This is a genomic window from Pseudofrankia coriaricola (assembly GCF_032027725.1).
Classification (GTDB): Bacteria; Actinomycetota; Actinomycetes; order Frankiales; family Frankiaceae; genus Pseudofrankia.
In genome coordinates this window covers 45386-69513 of the sequence record NZ_JASNFO010000085.1, presented here as the reverse complement: position 1 = coordinate 69513, position 24128 = coordinate 45386, and the positions used below count along the sequence as shown (strand labels likewise).

Annotated in this window: 18 protein-coding genes; 9 read left to right on the top strand and 9 right to left on the bottom strand. The window is 73.1% G+C overall.

Features of this window, described 5'->3' with window-relative positions:
* Positions 1 to 627 precede the first annotated feature (627 nt).
* Together bldC and QOZ89_RS36235 are read right to left on the bottom strand one after the other, a co-directional pair.
* A complete protein-coding gene (gene bldC, locus QOZ89_RS36240; protein WP_013428155.1) occupies positions 628 to 834 on the bottom strand; it encodes a developmental transcriptional regulator BldC in 207 nt (68 codons plus the stop codon).
* Positions 835 to 985: 151 nt separating this feature from the next.
* Entirely contained in the window at positions 986 to 1816 is an 831-nt protein-coding gene (locus tag QOZ89_RS36235; protein WP_071046945.1) for a DUF8083 family protein, read from the bottom strand.
* A 402-nt stretch (positions 1817 to 2218) separates the two neighbouring features.
* Between QOZ89_RS36235 and QOZ89_RS36230 the strand changes: the two genes are divergently transcribed.
* Together QOZ89_RS36230 and QOZ89_RS36225 are read left to right on the top strand one after the other, a co-directional pair.
* The gene (locus QOZ89_RS36230) at positions 2219 to 3340 is read left to right on the top strand and encodes a Glu/Leu/Phe/Val family dehydrogenase (protein ID WP_071046944.1); all 1122 of its coding nucleotides are present in this window, start codon (positions 2219 to 2221) and stop codon (positions 3338 to 3340) included.
* A gap of 460 nt (positions 3341 to 3800) precedes the next feature.
* Positions 3801 to 4013, top strand: a complete 213-nt coding sequence (locus tag QOZ89_RS36225; protein WP_071046943.1) for a DUF3073 domain-containing protein — start codon at positions 3801 to 3803, stop codon at positions 4011 to 4013.
* Between the two features lie 329 nt (positions 4014 to 4342).
* Here the strand turns inward: QOZ89_RS36225 and purM are convergent, their stop codons facing one another.
* The 3 genes from purM to QOZ89_RS36210 all read right to left on the bottom strand — a co-directional run bounded on the left by purM (position 4343) and on the right by QOZ89_RS36210 (position 8625).
* Positions 4343 to 5527 carry a phosphoribosylformylglycinamidine cyclo-ligase gene (gene purM, locus QOZ89_RS36220; protein WP_312628390.1) on the bottom strand — a complete coding sequence of 395 codons (1185 nt, stop codon included), beginning with the start codon at positions 5525 to 5527 and terminating at the stop codon, positions 4343 to 4345.
* Positions 5524 to 7461 carry an amidophosphoribosyltransferase gene (locus QOZ89_RS36215; protein WP_083418168.1) on the bottom strand — a complete coding sequence of 646 codons (1938 nt, stop codon included), beginning with the start codon at positions 7459 to 7461 and terminating at the stop codon, positions 5524 to 5526. The genes purM and QOZ89_RS36215 overlap by 4 nt, the downstream gene beginning before the upstream one ends.
* Before the next feature lie 318 nt (positions 7462 to 7779).
* On the bottom strand, positions 7780 to 8625 hold the full coding sequence (locus tag QOZ89_RS36210) for a sterol carrier family protein (protein WP_071046942.1): 846 nt from the start codon (positions 8623 to 8625) through the stop codon (positions 7780 to 7782).
* A gap of 790 nt (positions 8626 to 9415) precedes the next feature.
* Here QOZ89_RS36210 and QOZ89_RS36205 point away from each other — a divergent pair.
* From QOZ89_RS36205 to QOZ89_RS36195, 3 genes are all read left to right on the top strand, one after another.
* Positions 9416 to 13435, top strand: a complete 4020-nt coding sequence (locus tag QOZ89_RS36205; protein WP_397428906.1) for a sacsin N-terminal ATP-binding-like domain-containing protein — start codon at positions 9416 to 9418, stop codon at positions 13433 to 13435.
* A 142-nt stretch (positions 13436 to 13577) separates the two neighbouring features.
* Positions 13578 to 14432 (top strand): sulfotransferase family protein, encoded by an 855-nt coding sequence (locus QOZ89_RS36200; RefSeq protein WP_071046941.1) that lies wholly within the window; start codon positions 13578 to 13580, stop codon positions 14430 to 14432.
* 86 nt (positions 14433 to 14518) lie between these two features.
* Positions 14519 to 14878, top strand: a complete 360-nt coding sequence (locus tag QOZ89_RS36195) for a DUF2530 domain-containing protein (RefSeq protein ID WP_083418177.1) — start codon at positions 14519 to 14521, stop codon at positions 14876 to 14878.
* 90 nt (positions 14879 to 14968) lie between these two features.
* Here the strand turns inward: QOZ89_RS36195 and QOZ89_RS36190 are convergent, their stop codons facing one another.
* The 3 genes from QOZ89_RS36190 to thpR all read right to left on the bottom strand — a co-directional run bounded on the left by QOZ89_RS36190 (position 14969) and on the right by thpR (position 17676).
* Entirely contained in the window at positions 14969 to 15607 is a 639-nt protein-coding gene (locus QOZ89_RS36190; protein WP_083418176.1) for a flavin reductase family protein, read from the bottom strand.
* A gap of 337 nt (positions 15608 to 15944) precedes the next feature.
* Positions 15945 to 16538: a winged helix-turn-helix domain-containing protein gene (locus tag QOZ89_RS36185; RefSeq protein ID WP_071046939.1), complete on the bottom strand. Its 594-nt coding sequence runs from the start codon at positions 16536 to 16538 to the stop codon at positions 15945 to 15947.
* A gap of 433 nt (positions 16539 to 16971) precedes the next feature.
* The gene (thpR, locus tag QOZ89_RS36180; protein WP_312628382.1) at positions 16972 to 17676 is read right to left on the bottom strand and encodes an RNA 2',3'-cyclic phosphodiesterase; all 705 of its coding nucleotides are present in this window, start codon (positions 17674 to 17676) and stop codon (positions 16972 to 16974) included.
* A 127-nt stretch (positions 17677 to 17803) separates the two neighbouring features.
* On the opposite strand from thpR, the gene QOZ89_RS36175 reads away from it, so the two are divergent.
* On the top strand, positions 17804 to 18823 hold the full coding sequence (locus tag QOZ89_RS36175) for a Gfo/Idh/MocA family oxidoreductase (RefSeq protein WP_071046938.1): 1020 nt from the start codon (positions 17804 to 17806) through the stop codon (positions 18821 to 18823).
* A 61-nt stretch (positions 18824 to 18884) separates the two neighbouring features.
* Here the strand turns inward: QOZ89_RS36175 and QOZ89_RS36170 are convergent, their stop codons facing one another.
* Positions 18885 to 19310 carry a MarR family winged helix-turn-helix transcriptional regulator gene (locus tag QOZ89_RS36170; RefSeq protein WP_071046937.1) on the bottom strand — a complete coding sequence of 142 codons (426 nt, stop codon included), beginning with the start codon at positions 19308 to 19310 and terminating at the stop codon, positions 18885 to 18887.
* Between the two features lie 336 nt (positions 19311 to 19646).
* Here QOZ89_RS36170 and QOZ89_RS36165 point away from each other — a divergent pair, with 336 nt between their 5' ends.
* The 3 genes from QOZ89_RS36165 to QOZ89_RS36155 all read left to right on the top strand — a co-directional run bounded on the left by QOZ89_RS36165 (position 19647) and on the right by QOZ89_RS36155 (position 23561).
* On the top strand, positions 19647 to 20735 hold the full coding sequence (locus QOZ89_RS36165; protein ID WP_157910429.1) for a sensor histidine kinase: 1089 nt from the start codon (positions 19647 to 19649) through the stop codon (positions 20733 to 20735).
* Positions 20736 to 20947: 212 nt separating this feature from the next.
* A complete protein-coding gene (locus QOZ89_RS36160; RefSeq protein WP_312628378.1) occupies positions 20948 to 21652 on the top strand; it encodes a response regulator transcription factor in 705 nt (234 codons plus the stop codon).
* A gap of 541 nt (positions 21653 to 22193) precedes the next feature.
* The gene (locus QOZ89_RS36155; RefSeq protein ID WP_071046934.1) at positions 22194 to 23561 is read left to right on the top strand and encodes a citrate synthase; all 1368 of its coding nucleotides are present in this window, start codon (positions 22194 to 22196) and stop codon (positions 23559 to 23561) included.
* Positions 23562 to 24128 lie beyond the last annotated feature (567 nt).

The following is a 24128-nucleotide window of genomic DNA, read 5'->3' as shown; positions in this document are numbered from 1 at the left end:
CCGCCCCGCCCGGGCACCCGCGCCGCCAGGGCCCCACCCCAGAGCCATAGCACTCGCATAGCCGCGGGGGCAGCTGCCGAGAACGGCCCGGAGACGAGATCGGGCGGCGCGCCTGGGGCGCGCCGCCCGTCGTCCATGTGGTGCCTTGCTGAACAGCTGACCGGCACGCGCCCGCCGTACTGGGCCGATGATCGGCCCGGCGGGTCGCGTGGGTCAGACCGCTTCGATCAGAAGCAGGGACAGGAGCGGGGGGAGCTGGGTGCCCGGCAGCCGGTCAAGGCCGGGCCGGGCACCCCTCGAACGCCTGGAGATTCGCAGGCCACCGGGGCGCCTGCCAGGCGCCCCGGGGTCCCGCCGATCCGTCTGCCTGGAGCGGCAGCGTCGACCTGGCCGGACAACCCTGGCGAGGTCTGGCGAATCGGTGGGACGGGCGAGCACATTGCCGGTAAAGCACGCCGGATAGCCCGACGGCCCCGCCCTTCGACCGGGGTCGTCGGTGCTGGCAGGTCGGCGTGCCGTACCGGACACCCACCCCGTCGGTACATGGCGCGCCCGTTGTCACGCGGGCTAGCGGGAAGCCACCCGAAAGATGGCAAACAGGAAACCATGTACCGAACTGGTCGATGCCTAGAGGTCACCACCCATACTGGGGACCCCCTTCAGCAAGGCCCGAACCTCCGCCTCCCGGTAGCGCCTGTGGCCACCAAGGGTGCGGATCGACGTCAGCTTCCCAGCCTTGGCCCACCGGGTGACAGTCTTCGGATCAACCCGAAACATCGTCGCCACCTCGGCCGGAGTCAGCAGGGGCTCGGCGTCCGGCGTTCTCGTCGTCATTGCGTTGGCCTCCCGTCACAGAGCGTCGCTCCGTCCCATACAGATCGTGCATCCTTCGGGGGCATTTCGGACATGGCACGTCGGGACCATCTGCTGACTAGTCACAGCTCGTCCGAAGCGAGTGGCGACTCAGCGTTAGCAACCGCGTCGATCAGCTCGCGGATTCCCTTGTCTGCAAGGGCCGCCACCTGACCAGCACGCGCTCGTACGCCTCTGCCGCGCGGTCTGTTCGCCCTTGGCGTAACGCCCGGACCGCCTCGGTGAGGTCTTCGACGGAGTTGTCGCCGCGCAGCACCTCGTCATCGAGCAATTCGACCAGGCCGTCGTAGTCCAGCTCGACCCTGCTGCGCGGGTGGAAGATCTCCAGCCATCGGGCCAGCTCCGTCACGCCCTCGACGGCGGAAGCATCCGGCATGGTGTCGCGCATCGCCGCCAGCGTCTCGACCGCCTCGGCGATCCGCCGCCGGGCGAGCCCGATCTCGGTCCGGTAGACCATGGAGCGCTCGGCCGTGTCGCCGGTGACCAGCATTCGCTCGGCCGAGTCGAAGAGCAGAAACCAGGACGTGGGCACCGACCAGGTCGAGGTCTGGATATGGACCTTCAGCTCCGGGCGGCGGGCGCGCCAGCGGTCCAGCTCGATCTCCGCCGGGTCGACGATCCGGCGCGGCAGGAAGACCTCGGCGATCCGCTCGGGCATCCCGCCACGGAACTCCATCGCCGCCTGCCACACCCGCAGCTGCGTCGACCACGGGCAGACGAACATCAGACCGTCGACCATCTGCACGAACGCGGACTCGCCGGCGACGTCCAACGTCGGGCGCACGATCGCGACCAGAGCGACCATGCGCTCCCTGCGGGCACCCGCGCGGCGCGACGGCGGAGCCGTGGCCGCGTACCGCTGCCAGCGCAGCCGCTCGGCCGGCGAGAAAGCGGCGAGCGGCTCATAGACGCGCAAGTATGCCGCTGGAGAGACGATAGGCACCGCTCCAACCCCCCTCCCGGCCAATCCGCCGAGGCGAGGCTATCCCGTCAGACGAGGGCGCGAAGGCGGCGAGGCGCTGAACGCGCTCGCCCCGGGTCGGACGCTTCGCGCCCTCCGAGGGTGGGGCCGGCTACAGGCGTATAGCCGTGGCTGACGTGGGGCCGACCCGGGGGACCTGGTTGTGTCGATATTGCGCTAAAGACGCTGTCGCTTGCCGCAGCCAGGGTGCGCTTGCTAGTCGCGCGGCCCCTGTCCAGTTTGCGCAGATTGCCAGTTGCTAATGGTTACACCATGAGGACATGCAGTAGACGGCCGATTCCTGCGATCGGCGATCGGCGAGGGCTGGGGAGGTCGATCCCGCGTCACGGCGCCGACGGTTGGGGCGCGCCGTAGGGTTCGGCCATGACACAGGTGTCTGCGTCCGGGTCGAACCTGGTCAAGGGGACGGGGGTCACCTCCTCGGTCTTCGACGCCGGCGCCGAGCACGAGCAGGTGGTCTTCTGCTCCGACCCCACCTCCGGGCTGCGCGCCATCATCGCCATCTACTCGACCGCGCTGGGCCCCGCACTCGGCGGCACCAGGTTCCACACCTATCCGGACGAGTCCGCGGCGCTCGCCGACGCCCTGGCGCTGTCCAGGGCGATGGCCTACAAGGCCGCCTGTGCCGGCCTCGACCTCGGCGGCGGCAAGGCGGTCATCATCGGCGACCCGGCCAGAGACTCCTCCGAGGCGCTGCTGCGCGCCTACGGACGGTTCGTCGCCTCGCTAGGCGGCCGGTACATCACCGCCTGCGACGTCGGCACCTACCCGACCGACATGGACATCGTGGCCCGTGAGGCCAGGTGGGTCGTCGGCCGCTCGCCGGCGCACGGCGGGTCCGGGGACTCTGGAGTGATGACGGCCTACGGCGTCTTCGAGGGAATGCGGGCCTGTGCCGCGCGTCTGTGGGGCAGCCCCAGCCTCGAGGGCCGGACGGTCGCGGTCAGCGGCGTCGGCAAGGTAGGCGCCCGGCTCGTCGGGCATCTACTGGAGGACGGGGCGAAGGTGCTCGTGGCCGACGTCAACCCGGCCGCGCTGGTGCACCTGCACGATGTGCATCCCGAGGTCGAGATCGTGGGCGATCCGGATGCGCTGATCGGGGCGCCAGCCGATATCTACTCGCCGTGCGCGCTCGGCGGCGTGCTCACCGAGGCGGCCGTCGGGTGGCTACGTGCCCGGGTGGTCTGTGGTGGGGCCAACAACCAGCTGGCCCACCCTGGCATCGACAAGCTGCTCGCCGAGGCCGGCATCCTCTATGCGCCGGACTTCGTCGTGAACGCTGGCGGCCTAATCCAGGTCGCCGACGAGATCGGGGGCTACCGGGTCGATCGGGCCAAGGCGGCCGCATCCCGGATCTTCACGACGACTCAGGACGTCTTTGAGCTGGCCGACGCAGAGGGACAGACCCCGGGCGCCGCCGCCGTGACCCTCGCCGAGCGCCGGATCGCGGGGATTGGCCGCCTACGGCGCATCCTGCTTCCCTAGCCGCGCGGCCGATCGCCGCAACCGCCCGTCCGATATTCGTCGGGCCACGTTCGACCGCCCGCTCCGATGTTATGTGAGTCACGCTATTGAGCCGAAACCAGGCAGTCGGGGTCCAACCGATACGAGGCACGAGTGGCCCGCCAAGTGACCCGCGAGCGACACCCAACCAGCACTTCGGGCCCCGCGAAGACCGGGCCCGGCAGAGCACGTTAAGCCGGAATCAGGCAGGTCGGGCGCGGAGCGTCCGACAGGCGAGGCGCGAGCGGCGCGCCCCGCGCGCCTCCTAGCGACCGCCGCGGGCGAGGCGCGAGCGGCGCCCTCAGCGCGCCTTCGCGTGGCAGCCGCAGTCAACTGTCGGGTTGGCGTGCCGACCGGCCCGCGATCCCTGTAGTCTCGGTAGGCACGAGACAGTTAGAGCACCGGGGCGGGTCCCCGTCGTCATGTTCGAGGGGGTCGAGCCATGGGGCGCGGCCGAGCAAAGGCCAAGCAGACGAAAGTCGCCCGCGAGCTCAAGTACAGCTCGCCAACGATGGATCTCGACCGACTCAAGGCGGATCTGGGCGGCTCTGGATCGACCACTCGGGACCCCACCGAGGACGACGATCCGAACACGGATGACGACTACGACTACAGTGCGTACCTCGACGAGGACGAAGACGATCAGGACCGCTGAGTCTCTGGTTCGCTCCGTCCGGGCGGCGCGCTCCGGCCCCGTACTCGCTTCGCTCCCACGGGACCTCCGCGCGCCGTCCTCCTCCGCTCACGTGCGCTACGGCGACCTCCGCTGCGGCCCGCCCACGTCGCTTCGCTCGTAGGCAGGCCTCCGCGGAGGCGCGCCTCCGCGCCCAGCACGGTTGCCCGCCGCTGTGACGTCACCAAACCGAAGACGACCACGTTCGCGGGGGCACACCGCTTCGCTCGTGGCCGGGCTTCCGCGGAGGCGCGCCTCCGCGCCGCACGGGTGCGTCACGCTTGGACGGTGCGAGGTAGGTCTACGCCCGTCTACGGGTGGTCTGCGGTGAGCCGGGCGGTCAGGCGGTCCTCGGCGACTTCGGTGCCCTTGCCGTTGGCCGACGCCTCGGTGACGTGGCCCGCGAGCCAGGCAGGGACGCCACGGGCCGCGAGCAACGTCAGGGCGTCGTCGACCGCCGCCGGGGCGACGACCGCGATCATGCCGATGCCCTGGTTGAAGGTGCGTTCCATCTCCTCCCGCGCCACCGGGCCGCGCTCCGCGAGCAGCGCGAAGATCGGCGGGGGTGTCCAGCTGGCACGGTCGAGCGTGGCCATGAGGCCCGCCGGGATCACCCTGGCGAGGTTCGCGGCCAGCCCGCCGCCGGTGATGTGCGCGAACGCATGGACCGCGGTCTGGGCGGCGAGCGCCAGGCAGTCCTTCGCGTAGATCCGGGTCGGGGTGAGGAGGGCGGCGCCGAGGGTGGTGCCGAGCGCTGGCTCCTCACGCCGTAGCGCCGCCAGGCCGTCCGGGCCGATCCCGCCGGGAAAGCCCGCCTCAGCCTGACCGAACAGCAGATGACGCACCAACGAGAACCCGTTCGAATGCACCCCGGACGACGCCATCGCGATCAGCGCGTCCCCCGGCAGGACCCGCTCGGGCCCGAGAACCTCGTCCGCCTCGACGACGCCGATGCCGGTCGCGGCCAGGTCATAGTCATCCGGGCCCATCAGACCGGGGTGCTCCGCGGTCTCCCCGCCGACGAGCGCGCAACCGGCCTGCTCGCAGCCGGTCGCGACACCGGAGACCAGCAGGGCCACCCGACGGGGGTCGAGCGAGCCGCAGGCGATGTAGTCGAGCAGGAACAGCGGTTCGGCGCCGCAGACCACCAGGTCGTCGACCACCATCGCGACCAGGTCGATGCCGACCGTGTCGTGGACGTCCAGCGCCCGGGCGATGGCGATCTTGGTGCCCACGCCGTCGGTCGACGAGGCGAGCAGCGGCTTGCGGTAACGGCTGGTGTCGAGGGCGAACAGCCCGGCGAAACCGCCGAGCGAGCCGACCACCTCAGGCCGGCTCGCCCGCGCCACATGACCGCGCATCGCCTCGACGGCCCGCTCGCCGGCCGCGACATCCACGCCGGCGGCCTGGTACGAGACGCCGCCGGTGGCACCACCCGAACCGGTGCCGCTGGAGGAGCCGGGACGGCTGCCGCCGGGGCTCACGGGCGCGGTCACGGCCGGACGCTTCCGGCGGGCGCGACACCGGCGCCCGCGCCACCCACGCGCCCCGCCGGCATCGTCGGAGCCGTCGACGACGCGTCCAGGCGGGCCAGATCCTCGATGCCCTCGAACGTGTCTATGCCGGCCAGTTCGTCGAGGTCGTCGGGTGACGGGTCCGCGCCGTTCATGCCGGCCACGACCTGTCGGCGGAACGCCTCGGCGAGCGCCTTGCCGGTGGCCGCGCCGCTGCCCATCGCCTCCAGCTGGTGCTTGCCACCCAACCGATCAGAGTCGGACAGCGGCACTGGGTAGATGCCGTCGAAGCACGCCCGGCACAGCTCGTTCGCCGGCTGGCGGGACGCGGCGACCAGGCCATCCAGCGAGACGTAGGCGAGCGAGTCCGCGCCGAGCGACTCCCGTACCTCCTCCACCCCCGCACCGCTGGCGATCAGCTCGGCCCTGGTGGCGAAATCGATGCCGTAGAAGCATGGCCAGCGGACCGGCGGCGAGGAGATACGGATGTGGACCTCGGCGGCGCCGGCCTCGCGCAGCATCCGCACCAGCGCGCGCTGGGTGTTGCCGCGCACGATCGAGTCGTCGACGACGACGAGCCGGCGGCCCTCGATCACCTCGCGCAGCGGGTTCAGTTTCAGCCGGATGCCCCGCTGGCGGATCGTCTGGGACGGCTGGATGAACGTCCGCCCGACGTAGGAGTTCTTGACCAGCCCCTCGCCGAACGGGATACCGGACGCCTCCGCGTAGCCGACGGCGGCCGGCACACCGGACTGCGGCACCGGGATGACCAGGTCGGCGTCGACCGGGGCCTCGCGGGCAAGGGCCCGCCCGACCTCGACCCGGGTGGCGTGCACCGAGCGACCGGCGATCGTCGTGTCCGGGCGAGCCAGGTAGACGAACTCGAACAGGCAGCCGTGCCGGTCGGCCGGGGCGAAGCGCAGCGAGCGCGGCCCGTCCGCGTCGATGACGACCAGCTCGCCCGGCTCCACCTCGCGCACGAACGTCGCGCCCACGATGTCGAGCGCGCAGGTCTCGCTGGCCACCACCCAGGCCCCGGCCGCCACCGCCGGGCCACCGCCAGGCTGAACAGGTGGGAAACCGTCATGGCCGGAGACGTCCCGGCCGGCCGCGACCGGCGCGCCCACGCCGTCCGTGTCGGCGGCGGCCGACCGCTCGGCCTGTTCGTCGGCGCGGCTGTCGAGGCGGCCCAGCACGAGCGGATGGATGCCGTGGGTGTCGCGGGCGGCGTACAGCGTCGAGGCGTCCGAGAAGACCAGCGAGAACGCGCCGCACAGGCGGGGCAGGATGTCCAGCGCCGCGTCCACCAGTGTCGGGCCGGGGTGGTTGGCCAGCAGCGCGGTGATCAGGTCGGAGTCAGTGGTGGCGTGCATGCCGGCGTCCCGGTCGTCACCGAGCTTCTCGGCCAGTTCCATGATGTTGGTCAGGTTGCCGTTGTGCGCGAGCGCGACGCCCTGGCCCAGCCGGGCGGTGCGGTACGACGGCTGGGCGTTCTCCCAGGTGGACGAGCCGGTGGTCGAGTACCGGGTGTGCCCGACGGCCAGATGCCCGGACAGGCTCGACAGCGTCCGCTCGTCGAACACCTGGGCGACCAGCCCCAGCTCCTTGAACACCAGGATCGCGCGGCCGTCGGCGACGGCCATGCCGGCCGCCTCCTGGCCGCGGTGCTGCAGGGCGTACAGGCCGTAGTAGGTGAGATTCGCGACGTCCTCGCCGGGCGCCCAGACCCCGAACACCCCGCAGGCGTCCTGAGGGCCGGCGGCGTCGCGCAGCTCGAGGTCCCAGTTCTGGTCCACGCGGCCCCGGCCGGCGGCGCCGGCCACCCGGCCAGTGCCGGCCACCCGGCCAGTGGACGAACGGGGGCCGGCGGAGCGAGGGTCGTCCGAACCGGAAGCGGCGGCCGTCCCCTTGGTCATGGCACCAGTTCTCCTCGCCTGTCACCGTCCGGGATCCGGGCTCGCCCCCGGGCTGGCACAACGGGCCACCCTGCCAGGCCGCCCACGCGGGCGCCAACGGGCCAACCCGCCTTGACTGGGATCTTGACGGACCGTCCCACCACGGACTCACCGTCGACAGCCACCGCCACTCACGCTAACAGGAGCCGGGTTAGCGGGTATTTCGCTCCGGAGGTACCCGTGAGCAGTACTACCAAGCTCCCACGGGGGCGCGGGCCACCCAGCAGCCGGAAGACCGTCATCCGCCGCCGGACAAGTGAGATGGACTACAGGAACGAACTACAGGAGCGGGAGGTAGGGACGCAGGTCGGAACGCTCACCGCTGGCCGTGACACGGCCGTCGGCCAGCGCCGCCGACCAGTCCAGCCGCCCGGCGGCCACCGCGACGAAGGCGACCGGGTCGGCCTCGACGACGTTCGGCGGGGTGCCACGGGTGTGCCGGGGGCCCTCGACCACCTGCGCGGCGGCGAACGGCGGCACCCGGACCTCGACGGACCGGCCGGGTGCCCGAACCGCCAGCAGATCGACGAGCAGACGCGTCACGACACGCAGCGCGTCCCGGTCCGGCGCGAGCCCGAGATCCAGGCCGTGCACGACCCCCTCGACGCACCTGGTCACGACGAAGTCGCCCAGCCGGATCGGCCCGCCAGGCGAGGTCGCCACCAGGTCCCAGGCTGTCTGCCCGGCGGGCTGGTCAACGGTCGCGGCCGTGAGGGCGCCGCGCGACGCGGCCACCGCCGCCCGCAGCAGGGAGCGCAGGTCATTCGGGGACATGCCCGCGGCGTCCGAGCGGGCGGTGTCCGCGATCGCCTCGGCACGGGCACCGACCCCGCCCACATACTCGACGGCGTTTGCCACACCGGCGTCGCTCGCACGGGCCTCCCCCCGGCCGGCAGCGGCGGCCGTCGGGGTGGGCGGCGCGTCGATGAGCGCACGCGCCAGCGCCCCACCGGACCGGGCGCAGTGCGCCACCAGGTCGGCTGTCGTCCAACCGGGCAGCGCGCTGGAGGCGGCGAAAAGCGCGTCATCCAACGCATCGACGCCGGCCACGATCAGATCCCACTGCCGGGTGAAGGCCTCCGCCAGCCGAGGATCATCCGGCCGCCGCGCGCCCGCTCGTCCCATGCTGTAATTCTGGTTCGCTCCGTCCGGGCACGGCACTCCGGCCCCGTACTCGCTTCGCTCCCACGGGACCTCCGTGCCGTGTCCTCCTCCGCTCACGTGCGCTGCGGCGACCTCCGCTGCGGCACCCCCACGTCGCTTCGCTCGTGGGGATGCCTCCGCGGAGGCGCGCCTCCGCGCCAGCACGGTCACCTTTCGCTGTGACGTCACCAAACCAGGACCGACCCGATCCAGAGCTTGAGCCTTGCGAGAGCCACTCCGCTTCGCTCGCAGCGCCTCCGCGGCGGCACACCTCCGCGCCAGCACGGTCACCTTTCGCTGTGACGTCACCAAACCAGGACCGACCCGATCCAGAGCTTGAGCCTTGCGGGAGCCACTCCGCTTCGCTCGTAGCGCCTCCGCGCCAGCTCGGTTGCGGTCCGCTTGAACGATGCGAGACCACATCAGCCGTCTCCGTGGGGCACGTCGCTTCGCTCGTGAGCCCGGCCACGAGCGAAGCGACGTGGCCCCACCGATATGACGGCTTCGGGTTGGCCACGTACAGCGGCAGGTGACCGTGCGGCGCGGAGGCGCGCCTCCGCGGAGGCCCTCCTACGAGCGCAGCGACGTAGGGGGGCCGCAGCGGAGGTCGCCGCAGCGCACGTTCGCGGAGGAGGACGCGGCGCGGAGGTCCCGTGGGAGCGAAGCGAGTACGGGGCCGGAGCGCCGCGCCCGGACGGAGCGAACCAGAAATACAGCCCGCACGGAGCGAACCAATGTCACAGCCGCAGGAGGCAGTGGCGAAGATAGAGCAGTGGAAGCGACGCATCTGGACGCGGTCGACGGGCCGGCGGTTGGCTCCGCCGCGGCGGCTGGGCCGGCCGACGAGCCGGTGAACCCCGGGGTTCCTCCCGGCTCGGCTCCCGAACCTCCCCGATCGCCTACCTCCCCGATCACGACCTCCCCGATCGGCTTCGCCGATCCGGCAGGGACCCCGTCCGCCGATCGAGGAGGGACCCTGTCGCCAATCGGGCAGGGACCCCGGATCCGGGAGGTCGGCGATCCGTTCGGGACGGCGGCCATCCGAGGGCGGGTGCTCGACGCCTGGGCGGCGTCGCCGGCCCGGTTCCGAGAGGACGCCAACGCCGAGGAGGACGCGGCGCTCGGCGCCTACCGTGACCGCCTCGTCGCCGAACTGCTGCAGAACGCGGTGGATGCGGCCGCGGTCGCCGGGGTCGCCGGCCGGGTGCTGATCCGGCTCGCGGGTGACCAGCTGGAGGTCGCGAACACCGGCGCGCCACTAACCGCCGCCGGCGTGGAGGCGCTCAGCACGTTGCGCGCCTCGGCCAAGCGGGATACCGGCGCCATCGGCCGGTTCGGCGCCGGGTTCGCCGCCGTGCTCGCCGTCAGCGACGAGCCGTCGATCGTCTCGCGGAACCCGGCCATGACCCGGATCGGCGAAGAAACGCCAGGAGGCCCGGCGGAAGGCCCGTCCGAAGGGGCCCCGCCGGCGTCCGCACGCGGCGTGCGCTGGTCCAAGGAATGGACGGTCGCCGCCGTCCACGAGATCGGCGCCGCCGGGCTGCGCGCCGAGCTCGCCCGCCGCGACGGCGCGGCGCCCACACTGCGGCTGCCGTTCGCCGTGGTGGACGAGCAGCCGCCACCGGACGGCTACGACACCGTCGTCCGGCTCCCGCTGCGCGATGCCGAGGCCGCCACGACCGCCCGCGAGCTGCTGGCCGCCTTCGACCCCACGCTCCTGCTGGTCCTGCCCGGCCTGGTCGAGGCCGTCCTCGACCTGGACGGCGACGTCCAGACGCACACCTGCCACTGGGAGTACACCGCGGGCGACGAGTCGGTCGGCGAGCCGCCGGCGGCGATCGCCGACGCCCACCACGGCGACCCGGCCGATCCCGCGGACATGCCGCTGGACGCCGCGCTGGAGATCGCGCTGCTCGACGGGGAACGCTGGCGCGGCTGCGTGCGCCGGGGCACGATCCCGGCGGCGCTGCTCGCGGACAGGCCCGTCGAGGAGCGGGCGAGGACCGGTTACGCGGCCCGCGCGATGGTGCGCGACCGCGGCTGGCCGGCGTCTGTCCCGAAGGTGGTCCGCGCGCCGCAGCCAACCGACGAGCCCCTGTCCCTACCGGTACTGGCCAGCGTCGAGCTGCCGCTGGAGCCCTCCCGCCGGCACACGGTCGCGGGGCCGCTGCGCGACTGGCTGACCGACCGCCTCGCCGAGGCGGTCGTCGCCCTCGCCGTCCACCTGGGTGCCGCCGACGCCGATGTCGATGCGACGGCCGATGGCACGCCCGCGCCGGGCGGCGACGGCGAAGGCCGGGGCGAGGACCTGTTCGCCGCGTTCGCGGCGTCGGGCCCGGCCTCCGGTGAAGGGCACAGCCCCGCACCGATCGGCGCGGACCCCGGGGTTCCTGTTCGATCGGCGGAGCCGATCGAACAGGTCGTGATCCCGCCGGACCCGCTGGCGGCACTGGAGCTGGTGCCGTCCGGGCTGCCCGCCGGTCCCGTGGACGGCCGGCTGCGCGACGCCGTGGCGCGGATGCTGCCCGAGGTCGGGATGATGCCGGGCGGCCGGCTCGGCCGAGAATGCGTCGTCTGCGACCTCGGCCCGGCCACCGACGCCGTGACCGCCCTGCTCTCCCCGGCCGCTGGCGGGGCCGTCGTGTCCGACCAGGGCGTCGCCTCCAGCCCAGCAGGAACCCCGGGTCCCGAGATTGCCGCCGAGGACTCCCGGGAGAGCCCTGTCGCGGGACTGCTCCCGGCGCGCTACGCCGCCCGGCACTGGCGGCGCGCGCTGGACGCGCTCGGCGTGCGCCGGCTCGACAGCGCCGGCCTGGTGGACGTGCTCGCGGGCCTGCGCAGGCCCCCGGCCTGGTGGTCGTCGCTGTACGCGGCTCTGATCACGGCGCCGGACCGGGATGCCCTCGGCGCCCTGCCGGTGCCGGTCGCGACGGTCGCCGACGGCGGCGACCATCCCGACGGCGCGGCGGGCGCCGTGGGCGATCGGCCGGCCCTGCGGGTGCGGATGGTCACCGGGCCGCGCGGGGTGCTGCTGCCCACCGAGGGGCTGGACGTGATGGCGCTCGCCGCCTCCGGGCTGCCGCTGCGGGTCGTGCATCCGGACGCCTGCCTCGGTGCGGCCAGGGACGCGCTGCGCACCCTCGGGGCGGTGGAGGGCACGCCGGCCGGCGTGCTGCGCGACCCGGCGGTACACGAGGCGGTCGTCGACTCCGACCCCGACGACGACCCGGAGGAGCTGCTGGCGCTGGCCGCGGCCGTGCTCGCGCTGGTCCGCGACGCGGACCTGACCCCGGCGGACACAGCCGCTGGGCTCGACTGGCTCGGCGAGCTGCTCCTGCCGGACACCGAGAGCGAGTTCGTCCCGTCCGCCGAGCTGCTGATCGCGGACGGCCCACTGGACCGCCTGGTCGCGGGTGACACGCCTTTCGGCATCCTGGCACCGGAGATCACCGACGCCTGGTCGACGAGCGTGCTGGAGGCCGTCGGCGTGCTGCGCACGTTCGGGGTGCTCTACGCGAGCGACGTGACGCTCGACCCGGACGAACCCGTGCTGCTCGACCTCGACGACAGCGACACCTGGGTCGAGGAGGCTGTCGAGTCGCCGGCGCTCGCGACGGCGAGGGCCGCGGCGGCCCGCGCCGGCGGCCGTGGCGCTCCGGTGGTGCTCGCAGGCTTCGCCGCCGTGCGCGACCTGGAGCTGGTGGATCCGGCTGCCTGGCCGGAGGCGCTCGCCGAGCTCGCTCAGCCGCCGCTGCGCGGGATCGTGCTCGACGACGAGCCGTCATACACCCGTTGGTGGCTCGCCCGGCACGCGCTGCTGCCGATCGCGAGCGCGCGGGACACCGACGCGGCCGCCGACGCCGATGCCGATGCCGACCGCGGCACCGGCGAGGACGACTACGACGACCGGGACCGGTATGACCGGGAGGGCTTCGGCTTTGCCGGCGGCCGCGGCGGGACGGTCCGGCTGCCACCGCCGGAGCTGCGGCTGCCCGGCGCCGACCCGCTGCTCGCGGGGCTGTTCGCCCCGGCGGCACCGCTGCCCGGGGTGGACGCCGAGCTGCTGCGCGCGCTCGGCTGCCGTCTGACCCTGGGCGACGTCCTCGGCGACGTCGCCGGTGTGCTCGACCTGCTCGACAGGCTCGGTGACGTCGACCGGGACGTTCCGTGGCCGTCCGCCAGGGCGCTCTACGTCGCCGCGGTGACCGCCGCGACCCGGCTGGCCGCCGGCCCGGACGGGGAGCCGGGCGGTGGGCTCGCCGACGGCCGGCTGGACCCGCCGCTGACGGTGCGCACCCCGCGGGGAGTCGTCCCCACCCGCGACGCCGTCGTCCTGGACGCCCCGGACCTGCTCACCCTGCTCGGCGACGCGGCGCCGCTGCGGGTGCCGCTCGACCGGGCGGCCGAGATCGGCCACGTGCTCGGGGTGCCACTCGCGTCGGCGTCCGCCGACTGCGCCGTCCTCGATGGCCCTTACAACACGGCAGAGCGGCAGGCGCCGGACGGCACGCCGTACGTCGAGCACGCCCGGCTGGTGGTCGCCGACCTCGCCGGCCGACCGGCGCACACGCCCTGGCGTGTGGTCGGCGGCATCGGCGGCGAGGTCCACGTCGATGCCGCGGCCGGCACCGACGCGCTCGCCCGCGCGCTCGCCTGGCGGGCCGGCACCTGGCACCGCCGGCACGCCCTGGCCGCGGCCCTGCGGGACCCCGACGGCACGGCCTTCCGCGACGCCGAGGACGACCTCGACGACGAGGCGATCGCCCCCCTCTGGAGCGCCCCATCCGGGTGACCGCCCGGCGGGTGTGGCGATGGCTGACGATGGCGCGCGGCGATCCGGGTCTTCGACGTAATTGTCTATCTTCTTGATGGACAATGGTGAGTACCGTCGGCAGGGCTACGATCATGTGTCAGGGACGGGCCGGGGGGTGAGAATGACGCGGCCGGACTTCGTCGTCGCCGCCCCGCCCGAGACGGGCGGAACGCGGCTCGTCGCCACGCTCGCTCGCCATCCAGGCCTGCGGCTGACCGCTCCGCGGCAGGCAACGGCGGCCGCGGTGCCCGCGGACCAGCACCGGACGCCCAGCGAGCCGGGGGGAGCACCCGCCGGCGACGCGTGGGGGATCGACGGGGCCACCGGCGTCGAGGATGGGCCGGCGGTACCGGCGGGGAGCCGCCACGGCGTCGTGGCGCCGTACCTGCTCGCGGATTTCGCGGCACAGCGGCGGTTACACGAGTGCACGGCCTATCCGCGGCTGTTAGTCGCGCTACGCGACCCGATCGACCGGGCGTACGCCGCCTGGCGGCGCGCGCGGACCACTGGGACAGAGCCGCTGGCCGACTTTGTCGCGGCGTTGCTCGCCGAGCCGGAGCGTGCCAGGGCCGGCTACGGCTGGGCGTGGCGCTACGCGGAGCTGGGCCGTTACGGCGGCCAGCTGCGAAAGCTGTACACCCTGTACAGCCCCGGCCAGGTGCTGCTCGTGCACTATCCGGACCTGGTCGCCGGACCGGCCGCCGTCTTCGACCGGGCCTGCGGCTTCCTCGGCGTCCGCAAGGGCGCGGCCCGTGATCCGCGTTTCGAGCTCGCCGCCGGAGCCGGAACGGGGGCCGGGCTGGCCGACGAGCCCGGCCAGTCGGCCGACCGCCCACCGCCCGACCTGCGTGCGCGGGCCGTGGAGCTGTTCCAGGAAGACATACGCCTGCTGGAGTCGGTGACTCACCGTTCCTTCGGCGCATGGCTCACGCCGTCCGGCGGGCCGGCCCCCGTGGCACGCGCCGCGGACATCTGACCTCGCACCGGCCCGAGCGGCCGGTGCCTGGAGCCGGCGCGCCACCAGCGCGGCCGCCGGCCGCGCCGCCGGGTAACGTCGCCGACGTGGAGGCGCATGCTACGACGAGCCAGGGTGCCGGCGCGGCAGGTCGGGAGCCGGATGGCCCATCGGAGGAACCCTCACGGCCGGACGGCGTCGAGCCTCGTCCGGACGACGGCGCGGGCGGACTCGCCCCCCTGTCCCATGACGGGGTCGGCTCGGTCGCCGTCGGCACGGTGGCCTGGCTGGTTGCTCTGATCATCATGCTGCCGTTCGCCGATGACCTGCGCGCGGACGGACATCTGTGGTGGCTTGCCACGGCGGCCTGCGGCGTCGGCCTCGGCCTGCTCGGACTGGTCATCGTCATCCGCCGCCGCAACCGCCTCCGCCACGCCGGCCAGACCGCGCCGCACTCCGGCGTCTGAACCTCCGGCGTCTGAACTCCGGCGTCTGAACTCCGGCGTCTGAACCTCCGGCGTCTGACCGTCTGACCGCCTCGCGGGCAGTCCGAGCAGCTAGCCCTCGGGGGCCGGGTCCGGTCCTGGCGCCGCGTCCGGCGCGGGCATGTCGGAGATCGTGCCGTAACGGCCGTCGTGGTAGAGAAGCGGCTCGTCCGCCCGGTCGACCCAGCTGTCCACCACCTCGGCGACGACGAGATAGCTCTCACCGGCGGCGATCCGATGTTCGATCCTCGCCCGCAGCCAGACAGCGACATCGGACAGCACCGGCTCGCCGGTCGGCAGTGCGCGCCAGCGGACCGGCGGCGCGAACCGGTCGACGCCGCTCGTCGCGAACCGCCGGGCGATCTCCTCGTGGTCCGACGAGAGCAGATGCACCACCAGCGTCTCGGCGGCCAGCATCGCGGGCGCGGACGACGACGTACTCGACAGCGACAACGACAGCAGCGGCGGCGTGGCCGACAGCGACGCGACCGACGTCGCGGTGAACCCGACCGGGCCGGCGGGCCCGGTCAGGGTGACGACCGCGACGCCGGCCGCGTGCCGGCGGAAGACCCGCCGCAGCGTCCCCGGATCGACGGTGGGCGCGGCGGTCGGCTCGCGGCGGGCCAGCACCACCGGCCGTGGGTCCCGCGCCGCGCCGGTCACGTGGGTCAACGCGGGGTTGACATCCGCCAGGAAGTCCGCGTTCGTCATCGGGCAGCCCACCCACCATGGATGTGTCCTGACATCCGCGTCAGCGGGCGCGTCCACGCCTGTGCCGCCGGTACCGTCGCGCGGAGCGCCAGGCGGTCGTGCGTGCCTTCGGCGGCACTCAGCGCCATGGGCACCTTCCCGACCGACGTCCGCGCGACCGCGAAACCTCCCGTGGCCGGAGGATGTTCGGTGAACTCGGTCGACGGTTTCACACCTCTACCCAACAGTTCCGGACCTCACCACGCAGCCAGAACCCGGGGTGATTTGGACCAGGATCCCGCTGCCGTGGCCGTGGCTGACTCGGCGTCGCCGGAGCCGGCCGCCCCGGCCCGCGCCGTCAGCCGAGCAGGTCGGCCGCGACGGGACGGTAGCGATAGCCGACCCGGCGGACGGTCTCGATCCGGATCCGGTGCTCGGGCCCCAGCTTGCGGCGCAGCCGGGTCACCAGCACGTCGACGGTGCGGCCGGCCTGACCGGGGTCGTCCTCGACGTGGTGCCCCCAGACGTGACGCAGCAGCGCCGCCCTGGAGTACACGCGGCCGGGGTGGCGGACCAAGAAGTCGAGCACCTCGAACTCGAGGTAGGTCAGGTCCAGCAACTCGCCGTCGAGCCAGGCGGCCCAGGCGGACCGGTCGACCATCAGCCCACGGCGCCCGCCCGGCACCCCCGCCGGCCCGGACGAGGCGCCGCTGGCTCCCGGCGCGACCGCTCCCGCCCCGGCCAGCGCCCGCAGGGCCGCGGAGCCACGGTTCAGCTGGTGAAGATCAAAACGCTCGGTGGCGCTGGCCTGCACACCGGCACGGGCGCGCGCCCCGGAACCGGTGGAGTCGACCGGCGGGCCCGCCGGGCGGCGGACCGTATGGATGGATGCGAGCGCGGGTACGCGCGGCGAGGTCTGGGGGGCAGGAGCGGCGGCGGGCTGCGGCGACATGCGGATCTCCTCAGGCGGATGCGGCATGGGACGAGCGGCGGCGTGGCAGGGCTCCGCCGACGGGTTCTGCTCGAAAGTGGGGGCGGGCGCGCCGGCCAGGGACGGCTGCCTCGTGCCCGCCGCCGGCCGTTGTCGACGGACGTGGCACGGGGGGCGGGTCCGCGGCCGGGTCTGGCGGCGCGAGGCGGTCCAGCCGCGACGCCGGGAACCGGCGAGGCGGGCGAACGGAGGGTGGCTGGCGGCTAGGGCGGCGGGGTCGTCAGCGGACCGGACAGGCCGCGGAGGCGACCCGGAGCAGGTCGATGTAGCCCCGGGTGACCAGATAGGCCGGCTTCAGCACGAAAGCAACGGAAACACACGTGTAGCGCGCTCGCCAACGCTTTCACGGTGTGTCGTGATTCACTTTTCTACCACTTGACTGAACAAAGTGAGATTAACGATCATCGGCATCGCCGGGCCGGGCCCCGTCCAGAGGCCACGTCGACTCGACGGTGTAGTACGGATGCCGGCCCAGCACGCTCCTCATGAGATCGAACCGGTCGACCGTCCAGGCCAGGGCCGGCAGCTCGCCGAGCGCCGCCAGCACGGGCCGCAGGTCGACGCCGCTCGTCCCCCGCCCGGAACCGGCCCGGCCGGGGCCGTCCTCCCATCCCGATCGCCGGTCGTCGCGCGCCCGCGCCAACGTCAGATGCGCGCGCAGCGGCCGATCGTCGAGGCCGGCCACCCCGGCCTTCGCCGCCGCCCGCCGCACCCCGGCGGCCAGGGGGGCCAGCTCGCCGGTGACGCCTACCCACAGCACCCGATGCCCGAACCGGCCTGCCCCCGCCAGCTGCACGGCGACCGGAGGGTGACGGCGCGCGACGCGGCCAAGCCGATCGGACAGGTCCTCGCGCAGCACGTCGTCGACCGTGCCGAGGAACGCCAACGTCAGGTGGATCCGCTCCACGTCGACCCAGCGCAGTGCCGGTGCCGCTGGCCGCGCCCGCCCGACCGCCGTGACCAGCGCCTCGATCACCTCAGCCGGCGGTGTCACGGCCACAAACAGCCTTGCCCCGGCCGGGCGCCCCTCGGAGACCGCGGTCGGAGGCCGCGCGCCCGTGGCGATGCCTCGGCCGGACGCCGGCGGTTCGGCGGGCATCACGTCCCCCTTGATCGCGGACGGACCGGCAGCGGCGCGGGGCGCCTCGGCCAGCCCAGGATTTGTCGGCGTGACTCGTGCCAAGCGGGCTTCGTGTGGGCACCCGGCAGAGGCACTATCTCTAGCCATGACCACCGTGCCTGAGCTTGTCGGCCCGCGCGACCCCATGGTCGCCCGGGCCTGGCGGGAGCGACGGCGCGCGGCGAGGCGCCTGGCAGACTCCGGCCGGCCGCCGGTCGTCGCCGCGCTGGTCACCGACGGTTCGGAACGCGCGACCGCGTCGGTGCTGCGGGAAGCCGGGCTGGAGGTGGTCGGCCTGCTCGCGCCCGAGCCGTTGGAGTCGCTGGCCTGGGCGGCCGACGCCGAGGCGCCGCGGGCATACAGCGACCTGGCCGCGCTGCTGTCGGACGAGATCGAGGCCGTGTGCATAGAGCTGGCGCCGCCGGGGTCGGATCTGATCGCCCGGCGAGTGGCCGAGGCGGGCCTGCACGTGCTGATGGTGCGGGCGGCGACGGGCGACCCGGCCGCGCTGCGCGCCGTGGCCGACGTCGCCGAGGACGCGGACCTCGCCCACGTCGTCGCCTTCGACGACCGGGCGTGGCCGGCCGCCCGGCACGTGCAGGCGTCCGTGCCCACGCTCGGCCGCCTCACCCAGATGACGGTCGTGGGCGCGCCGTCCGGGCCGCTGGGCCGGGCGGAGATCCTTGACCTCACCGGCCGCTGGTGCGGCGACGTGCTGGCCGTGTGTGCCGACCCGGAGGGCATGCCGGCGCGCCGGCTCACGGCGGCCGCCCCCGTCACCCTGGCGCTCCTGACCACCAGTGGCGCGACGGTCCTGGTGCACGAGCGGATGGGCGGGAAGCTCGCCGAGGCGACGTTCACGCTGTGTGGTGAGCAGGGGCGGATCGTCGTCGAGGGCCGCCGGGTCCGCCTGGCCGACCACAACGGGGTGCGCACCGTCTGGACGCCCGCGCCGGTCTCCGAGCGCCCCGGTCTGGTCGAGGCTGCCTACGAGCTGGTGCGCGCCGTCGAGCTGGGCGACCCCGCGATGGTCCGCGGCGCCACCGTGCACGACCTGCTCACGGTCACCAGGCTGCGGGAGGCGGCCCGCCGTTCCCGGGACGACGGCGGCTGGGTCGAGCTGTGACGGCCGCCGCGCGTCCATGCGCCCACGCCCAGCCAGGGCGGCACCGAGGGCGCTGGCGGAGTCAGGAGCCGGCGAGGCTTTCGAGGATGGGGGCGGCGCGGCGCAGCGCGGCGATGTCGTCGCCGGACAGGTGGGTCAGGCGCTCGGCGAGCCACTCGTCGCGGCGGCGCCGGTCGGACTCGAGCAGGGCGTGGCCGGCCACGGTGATCTCGGCGATGACCTGCCGGCCGTCGGTGGGATGCGCGGACCGCACGGCCAGGCCGGCATCCGCGAGGTAGGTGATGACCCTGGTCATCGACGGCGGCTGCACCCGCTCGTGCGCGGCGATCTCGCCGAGCGTCATAGGGCCGTGCCGCTCAAGCGTGGCAAGCGCCGCGATCTGCGTCGGCGAGAGGCTGCTGGAACGCTCCTGGCGCATCCGCCGGGACAGCCGCATGACGGACAGGCGCAACGCCGACGCGAGCTCGGGCATCGCCGCGGTCTCCATCGTCTGACGATACTCGTTAGCGAAGCTCAGGATGTACCGGGGTTCACCCACAAGCCCGCCGGAAGGGATCACCGGCCCGACTCTCGCCCGGAAACCTCTCCCAAATCCACCCGCCGGGCGACGCAAGACCACCAACGGGCGGACCCTGGCGGCGGGTTAGGTGGTTCCCCCCATCCCCGCGTGGGGATTGTGACGGACCGTGCCAGGCTTATGACATGGCTCATCAGCATCGCGGGGTGTGCTGACATGGCGTGGTCGCTGGTCTCGCCGTCGCGCGCGGGACTCAGGCCTGCAAGCAGATTCGAATGCCGTGTCCTGGCCCCGGCGGCACTCGTAGTGGCGACGGCCTGTCTCATTACCACTCTGGTCAGGACGACGGCGCAGGACCAGGTGTACCTGCCGATAGCCCTCGCGGTGCTCGCGATCCCAGGTTCATTCGACGCCGCGGCGCTGCGCTGCCGGCTGGCACGGGTGCGAACCGCGCTGCTGCTCGCGTCGCTGCCGGTACCGCCATCGCTGGCGGACGTCAGGAACGTGCTGCGGACAGCTCTGCGCGACCCGACGGGCGAGATCTACCTGTGGGCCGAGGACGACATGCGTCACATCACCGCGAGCGGGGCACCGGCCGATCCCCCGGCACCCACCAAGGGCATCGTGAGGGTGCCGCTGCGCGACCGTGATGGCGGCCCGTTGGCTGTCGTCGTTCTGAGCAGCGGGCGGGGTGGTCCCTGGGACTCCGTCCACGTGACGGTGAAGGCGCTCGCGGTCGCGCTGGAGAACGTCCGCCTCAAGGCGACGGCCGACGCCCGCCTCGAAGAGGTCCTCGCCTCCTCCGCCCGGGCCAACGCGGCCGCCTACGAAGCCCGGCGCCAGCTCGAACGCGATCTCCACGACGGCGCCCAGCAACGGCTCCTCGCTCTGGGCACTCGTCTCGGCGTCGCCCGCCACACCGCCACGGAACCCGACACTCTCGCCGCCCTGGACGCCGCCCGCGGCGACCTCGCCGCCGCCCTCGCCGAGCTGCGCGCCCTCGCCCGTGGCCTCTACCCCGCCCTTCTCGCGGGCGGCGGCCTCGCCCCCGCGCTCGAGGCCGTCGCCGACTCCCTCCCCCTCGCGGTCACCGTCACCGCTTCCGACGAACGGCTCAGCCCCGAGGTCGAGGCAAGCGCTTACTACACGGTCTGCGAAGCCCTCACCAACGCCGTCAAACACGCCCAGGCCACCGCCGCCACCGTCACCGTCGCCCGTACCCCCCTCGCCGTCGTCCTCACGGTCACCGACGACGGCCAGGGTGGCGCGCGGACCACCCCCGACGGGGGCCTCGCCGGGCTCACCGACCGACTCCGCACGCTGGGCGGCCGCCTGACCATCAACAGCCCGCCGGGCAGGGGCACGACACTCACCGCGGTCATCCCGATCGCCTGAGCCTCAGGTCACGCTCCGGAGATCGGCGGGAGCGGGCTTCTTCCTTCTCCCCCGCGGGCCAGCTGGCGTCGGCCAGGGTGAGGTTCTCGGGCGACAGACCAACTACGGAAGGTACCTTCAGTGTTGCCCCAGGGGTCGCAGGCGCACTCGGCCGGCGGCCGGCCGCCCCCTCCAGGGTCGCCGGGCGGCCCGATGCGGAGCATGGGGTTCTCATGCGGGTAGCCGTCGCCGACGATTCGGCCCTCTTCCGGGAGGGTCTGGTCCTCCTCCTGCGCCACGCCGGTATCGAGGTGACGGTCGCCGCGGGGACGGCCGAGGAGCTGCTGGCCGCCGTCGACGCCGACCCCCCGGACGCGGTGATCCTCGATATCCGGATGCCGCCGACCTTCACCGATGAGGGCGTGCGGGCCGCCGAGAGGCTGTGCGCGACCTACCCGGGGGTCGGCGTGGTGGTGCTGTCGACGTACGCCGAGACGCCGCATGTCGTACGGCTGCTCGGTGACGGCTTCGGCGGCGTCGGCTACCTGCTCAAGGACCGGGTCGACGACGTCGACACGCTGCTGGACGCGTTGCGCCGGGTCGCGTCGGGCCGACTGGTGGTGGACGAGCAGATCGTCGCCCCGCTGCTCGCGCACCGCCGCCGGGCGAGCGCGCTCGCCCGGCTGACGGACCGTGAGCGGACTGTGCTGCGTCACATGGCCGAGGGACGGTCGAACCAGGGCATCGGCGCCGCGCTGCACCTGGCGCCGAAGACCGTGGAGAACCACGTCGCGAGCCTGCTGGCGAAGCTGGACCTTCCGATCGCGGCGGACGACAACCGCCGGGTGCTGGCCGTGCTGGCCTGGCTGCGCGCGCAGGCCGATGTCGACCCGGCCGCCGACCCGCCCGCCGGCCCGCCTCCCGCCAGCCCGCGGTAGCGGCTCCCGCGCCGGGGTCGCGGCCGTTCACCGGACTTCGTTCACCGGACTTCACCCGGGCCAATCTGTCCCGGTTGGCCCGTTTCCGGCCACTCGACGCAATGGCGGATATCCCTGAATTGGCCTTCTCGCCTTCTCTCGAAGCGGCGTCAAGAGTGGCGGGGCCCACTCGGGGCAGCCCGGTGCTGCAGGCACACGCTGAGTGGCGCGCGATACACAACGCATTCCCATCAATAATGGGTAATAGCTACCAGAACCAAGGTCGACAAGCGTTGCCGCCACGAGATGTGGCTAGCTCAGAGCGCTGAGCACGGCTCCAGCGACGCAGCAGACCAACCCGACTACGCGGGACGGACCGGGTGGCGCAACCCACGTCGGATGTACCACTCCGATCACGCGCATGTGGCGCTCCGAGCAGCCAGACTTGGGAGTAACGAACTGCCAGCAAACCGGCGCGAGGGCTTCCGTTACCCGGACTCATGGCGCCGGCGTCGTGCCAGCCCGTCGACCGACTGCGCTGCCACAGCGAGAGGAGCCCGGCGTGTCCGAGCAGGTCAGCACCCTGACCGTGACCGACAACCGCACCGGTCGTAGCTACGAGATTCCGATCAAAGACGGCGCGGTGCCCGCGGCGGACTTCCGCAAGATCAAGGTCGACGACGCCGACTTCGGGCTGATGACCTACGACCCCGCGTTCACCAACACGGCGAGCTGTCGCAGCGCCATCACGTTCATCGATGGCGACGCCGGCATCCTGCGCTACCGCGGCTACCCGATCCAGGACGTCGCCGAGAAGAGCAGCTTCCTGGAGGTCGCCTACCTGCTGCTCGCGGGCGAGCTGCCGACCAAGGACGAGCTGTTCACCTGGGAAGACGAGATCACGCACCACACCCTGGTGCACGAGTCGATCAAGAAGTTCATCGACGGCTTCCACCACGACGCCCACCCGATGGGCATGCTGGTCTCCTCCGTGGGCGCGCTGTCGACCTTCTACCCGGACGCCAAGAAGATCAAGGACCCGGGGCTGCGCCGGCTGCAGATCGTCCGGCTGATCGCGAAGATCACCACCCTCGCGGCGTACTCCTACCGGCACTCCGTCGGGTTCCCGTACGTCTACCCGGACAACGACCTGTCGTACGCCGGCAACTTCCTCAACATGATGTGGAAGGCGACGGAGCTCAAGTACGACCCGGACCCGGTCCTCGAGCACGCGCTCGACGTGCTGTTCATCCTGCACGCCGACCACGAGCAGAACTGCTCCGCCAACGCGATGCGCGCCGTCGGCAGCTCCGAGGCCGATCCCTTCTCGGCCGCGGCGGCGGCGATCGCCGCGCTCTACGGCCCGCTGCACGGCGGCGCCAACGAGCAGGTGCTGCGGATGCTGCGCGAGATCGGCTCGGCGGAGAACATCCCGTCCTTCATCGCGCAGGTGAAGGACGGCAAGAAGAAGCTGATGGGCTTCGGCCACCGGGTCTACAAGAACTACGACCCGCGCGCCCGGGTGATCCGCCAGATCGCCGACGAGGTGTTCAAGGTCACCGGCACGAACCCGATGCTGGACCTGGCGATGGAGCTCGAGCGGATCGCGCTCGAGGACGACTACTTCATCAGCCGCAAGCTCTACCCGAACGTCGACTTCTACACCGGGATCATCTACCAGGCGATGGGCTTCCCGGTGGAGATGTTCCCGGTGCTGTTCGCGATCGGCCGGATGCCAGGCTGGCTCGCCCAGTGGGAGGAAGGACTGCTCGACCCCGAGCAGAAGATCGCCCGCCCGCGCCAGCTCTACGTCGGCTACGACGAGCGCTCCTACGCCCCGATGTCGACCCGCTCCGCGGCTACGGACGCCGACGTCGACGCCATCGCCGCCCAGGCAGCCCAGGCGGCGCCGGAGCGCCCGCTGCGTTAGCTGGTTCGCTCCGGGACATGTCTGGGGTCAGGCGGGAAGGTTGTTGCTGGTTCGCTCCGTGCGGGCGGCGCGCTCCGGCCCCGTACTCGCTTCGCTCCCACGGGACCTCCGCGCGCCGTCCTCCTCCGCTCACGGGCGCTACGGCGACCTCGCTGCGGCCCGGCCCACCTCGCTGCGCTCGTGGGCCGGGCCTCCGCGAGGCGCGCCTTCGCGCCCGCACGGTCACCCGCCGCTGAACGTCACCAACCCAAAGCGGCACATCCGTAGGCCACTTCGCTTCGCTCGTGGGTGTCTGGACCGGTACCGGGCCAAGCACTCCCGTACCGGTCGGTCGGGAGCGAACCCCACCCCACGAGCGAAGCGACGTGGCCCCGCACACGGTTATGTGGTCCCGCGCTGTCCGAGCGCAAAGCAACCGTGCTGGCCCGGAGGCGCGCCTCCGCGGAGGCCCGGCCACCGAGCGAAGCGAAGGTGGTTGGGCCGCAGCGGAGGTCGCCGGAGGGCACGTTCGCGGAGGAGGACACGGCGCGGAGGTCCCTTGGGAGCGAAGCGAGTAAGGGGCCGGAG

What these genes read in the sequence shown, in the direction of transcription:
- bldC (WP_013428155.1), bottom strand. Translation starts at nt 834, where the DNA reads ATGACGACGAGAACGCCGGACGCCGAGCCCCTGCTGACTCCGGCCGAG.
- QOZ89_RS36230 (WP_071046944.1), top strand. Translation starts at nt 2,219, where the DNA reads ATGACACAGGTGTCTGCGTCCGGGTCGAACCTGGTCAAGGGGACGGGG.
- QOZ89_RS36225 (WP_071046943.1), top strand. Translation starts at nt 3,801, where the DNA reads ATGGGGCGCGGCCGAGCAAAGGCCAAGCAGACGAAAGTCGCCCGCGAG.
- QOZ89_RS36215 (WP_083418168.1), bottom strand. Translation starts at nt 7,461, where the DNA reads ATGACCAAGGGGACGGCCGCCGCTTCCGGTTCGGACGACCCTCGCTCC.
- QOZ89_RS36210 (WP_071046942.1), bottom strand. Translation starts at nt 8,625, where the DNA reads ATGGGACGAGCGGGCGCGCGGCGGCCGGATGATCCTCGGCTGGCGGAG.
- QOZ89_RS36200 (WP_071046941.1), top strand. Translation starts at nt 13,578, where the DNA reads ATGACGCGGCCGGACTTCGTCGTCGCCGCCCCGCCCGAGACGGGCGGA.
- QOZ89_RS36190 (WP_083418176.1), bottom strand. Translation starts at nt 15,607, where the DNA reads ATGACGAACGCGGACTTCCTGGCGGATGTCAACCCCGCGTTGACCCAC.
- QOZ89_RS36185 (WP_071046939.1), bottom strand. Translation starts at nt 16,538, where the DNA reads ATGTCGCCGCAGCCCGCCGCCGCTCCTGCCCCCCAGACCTCGCCGCGC.
- thpR (WP_312628382.1), bottom strand. Translation starts at nt 17,676, where the DNA reads ATGCCCGCCGAACCGCCGGCGTCCGGCCGAGGCATCGCCACGGGCGCG.
- QOZ89_RS36175 (WP_071046938.1), top strand. Translation starts at nt 17,804, where the DNA reads ATGACCACCGTGCCTGAGCTTGTCGGCCCGCGCGACCCCATGGTCGCC.
- QOZ89_RS36170 (WP_071046937.1), bottom strand. Translation starts at nt 19,310, where the DNA reads ATGGAGACCGCGGCGATGCCCGAGCTCGCGTCGGCGTTGCGCCTGTCC.
- QOZ89_RS36160 (WP_312628378.1), top strand. Translation starts at nt 20,948, where the DNA reads ATGCGGGTAGCCGTCGCCGACGATTCGGCCCTCTTCCGGGAGGGTCTG.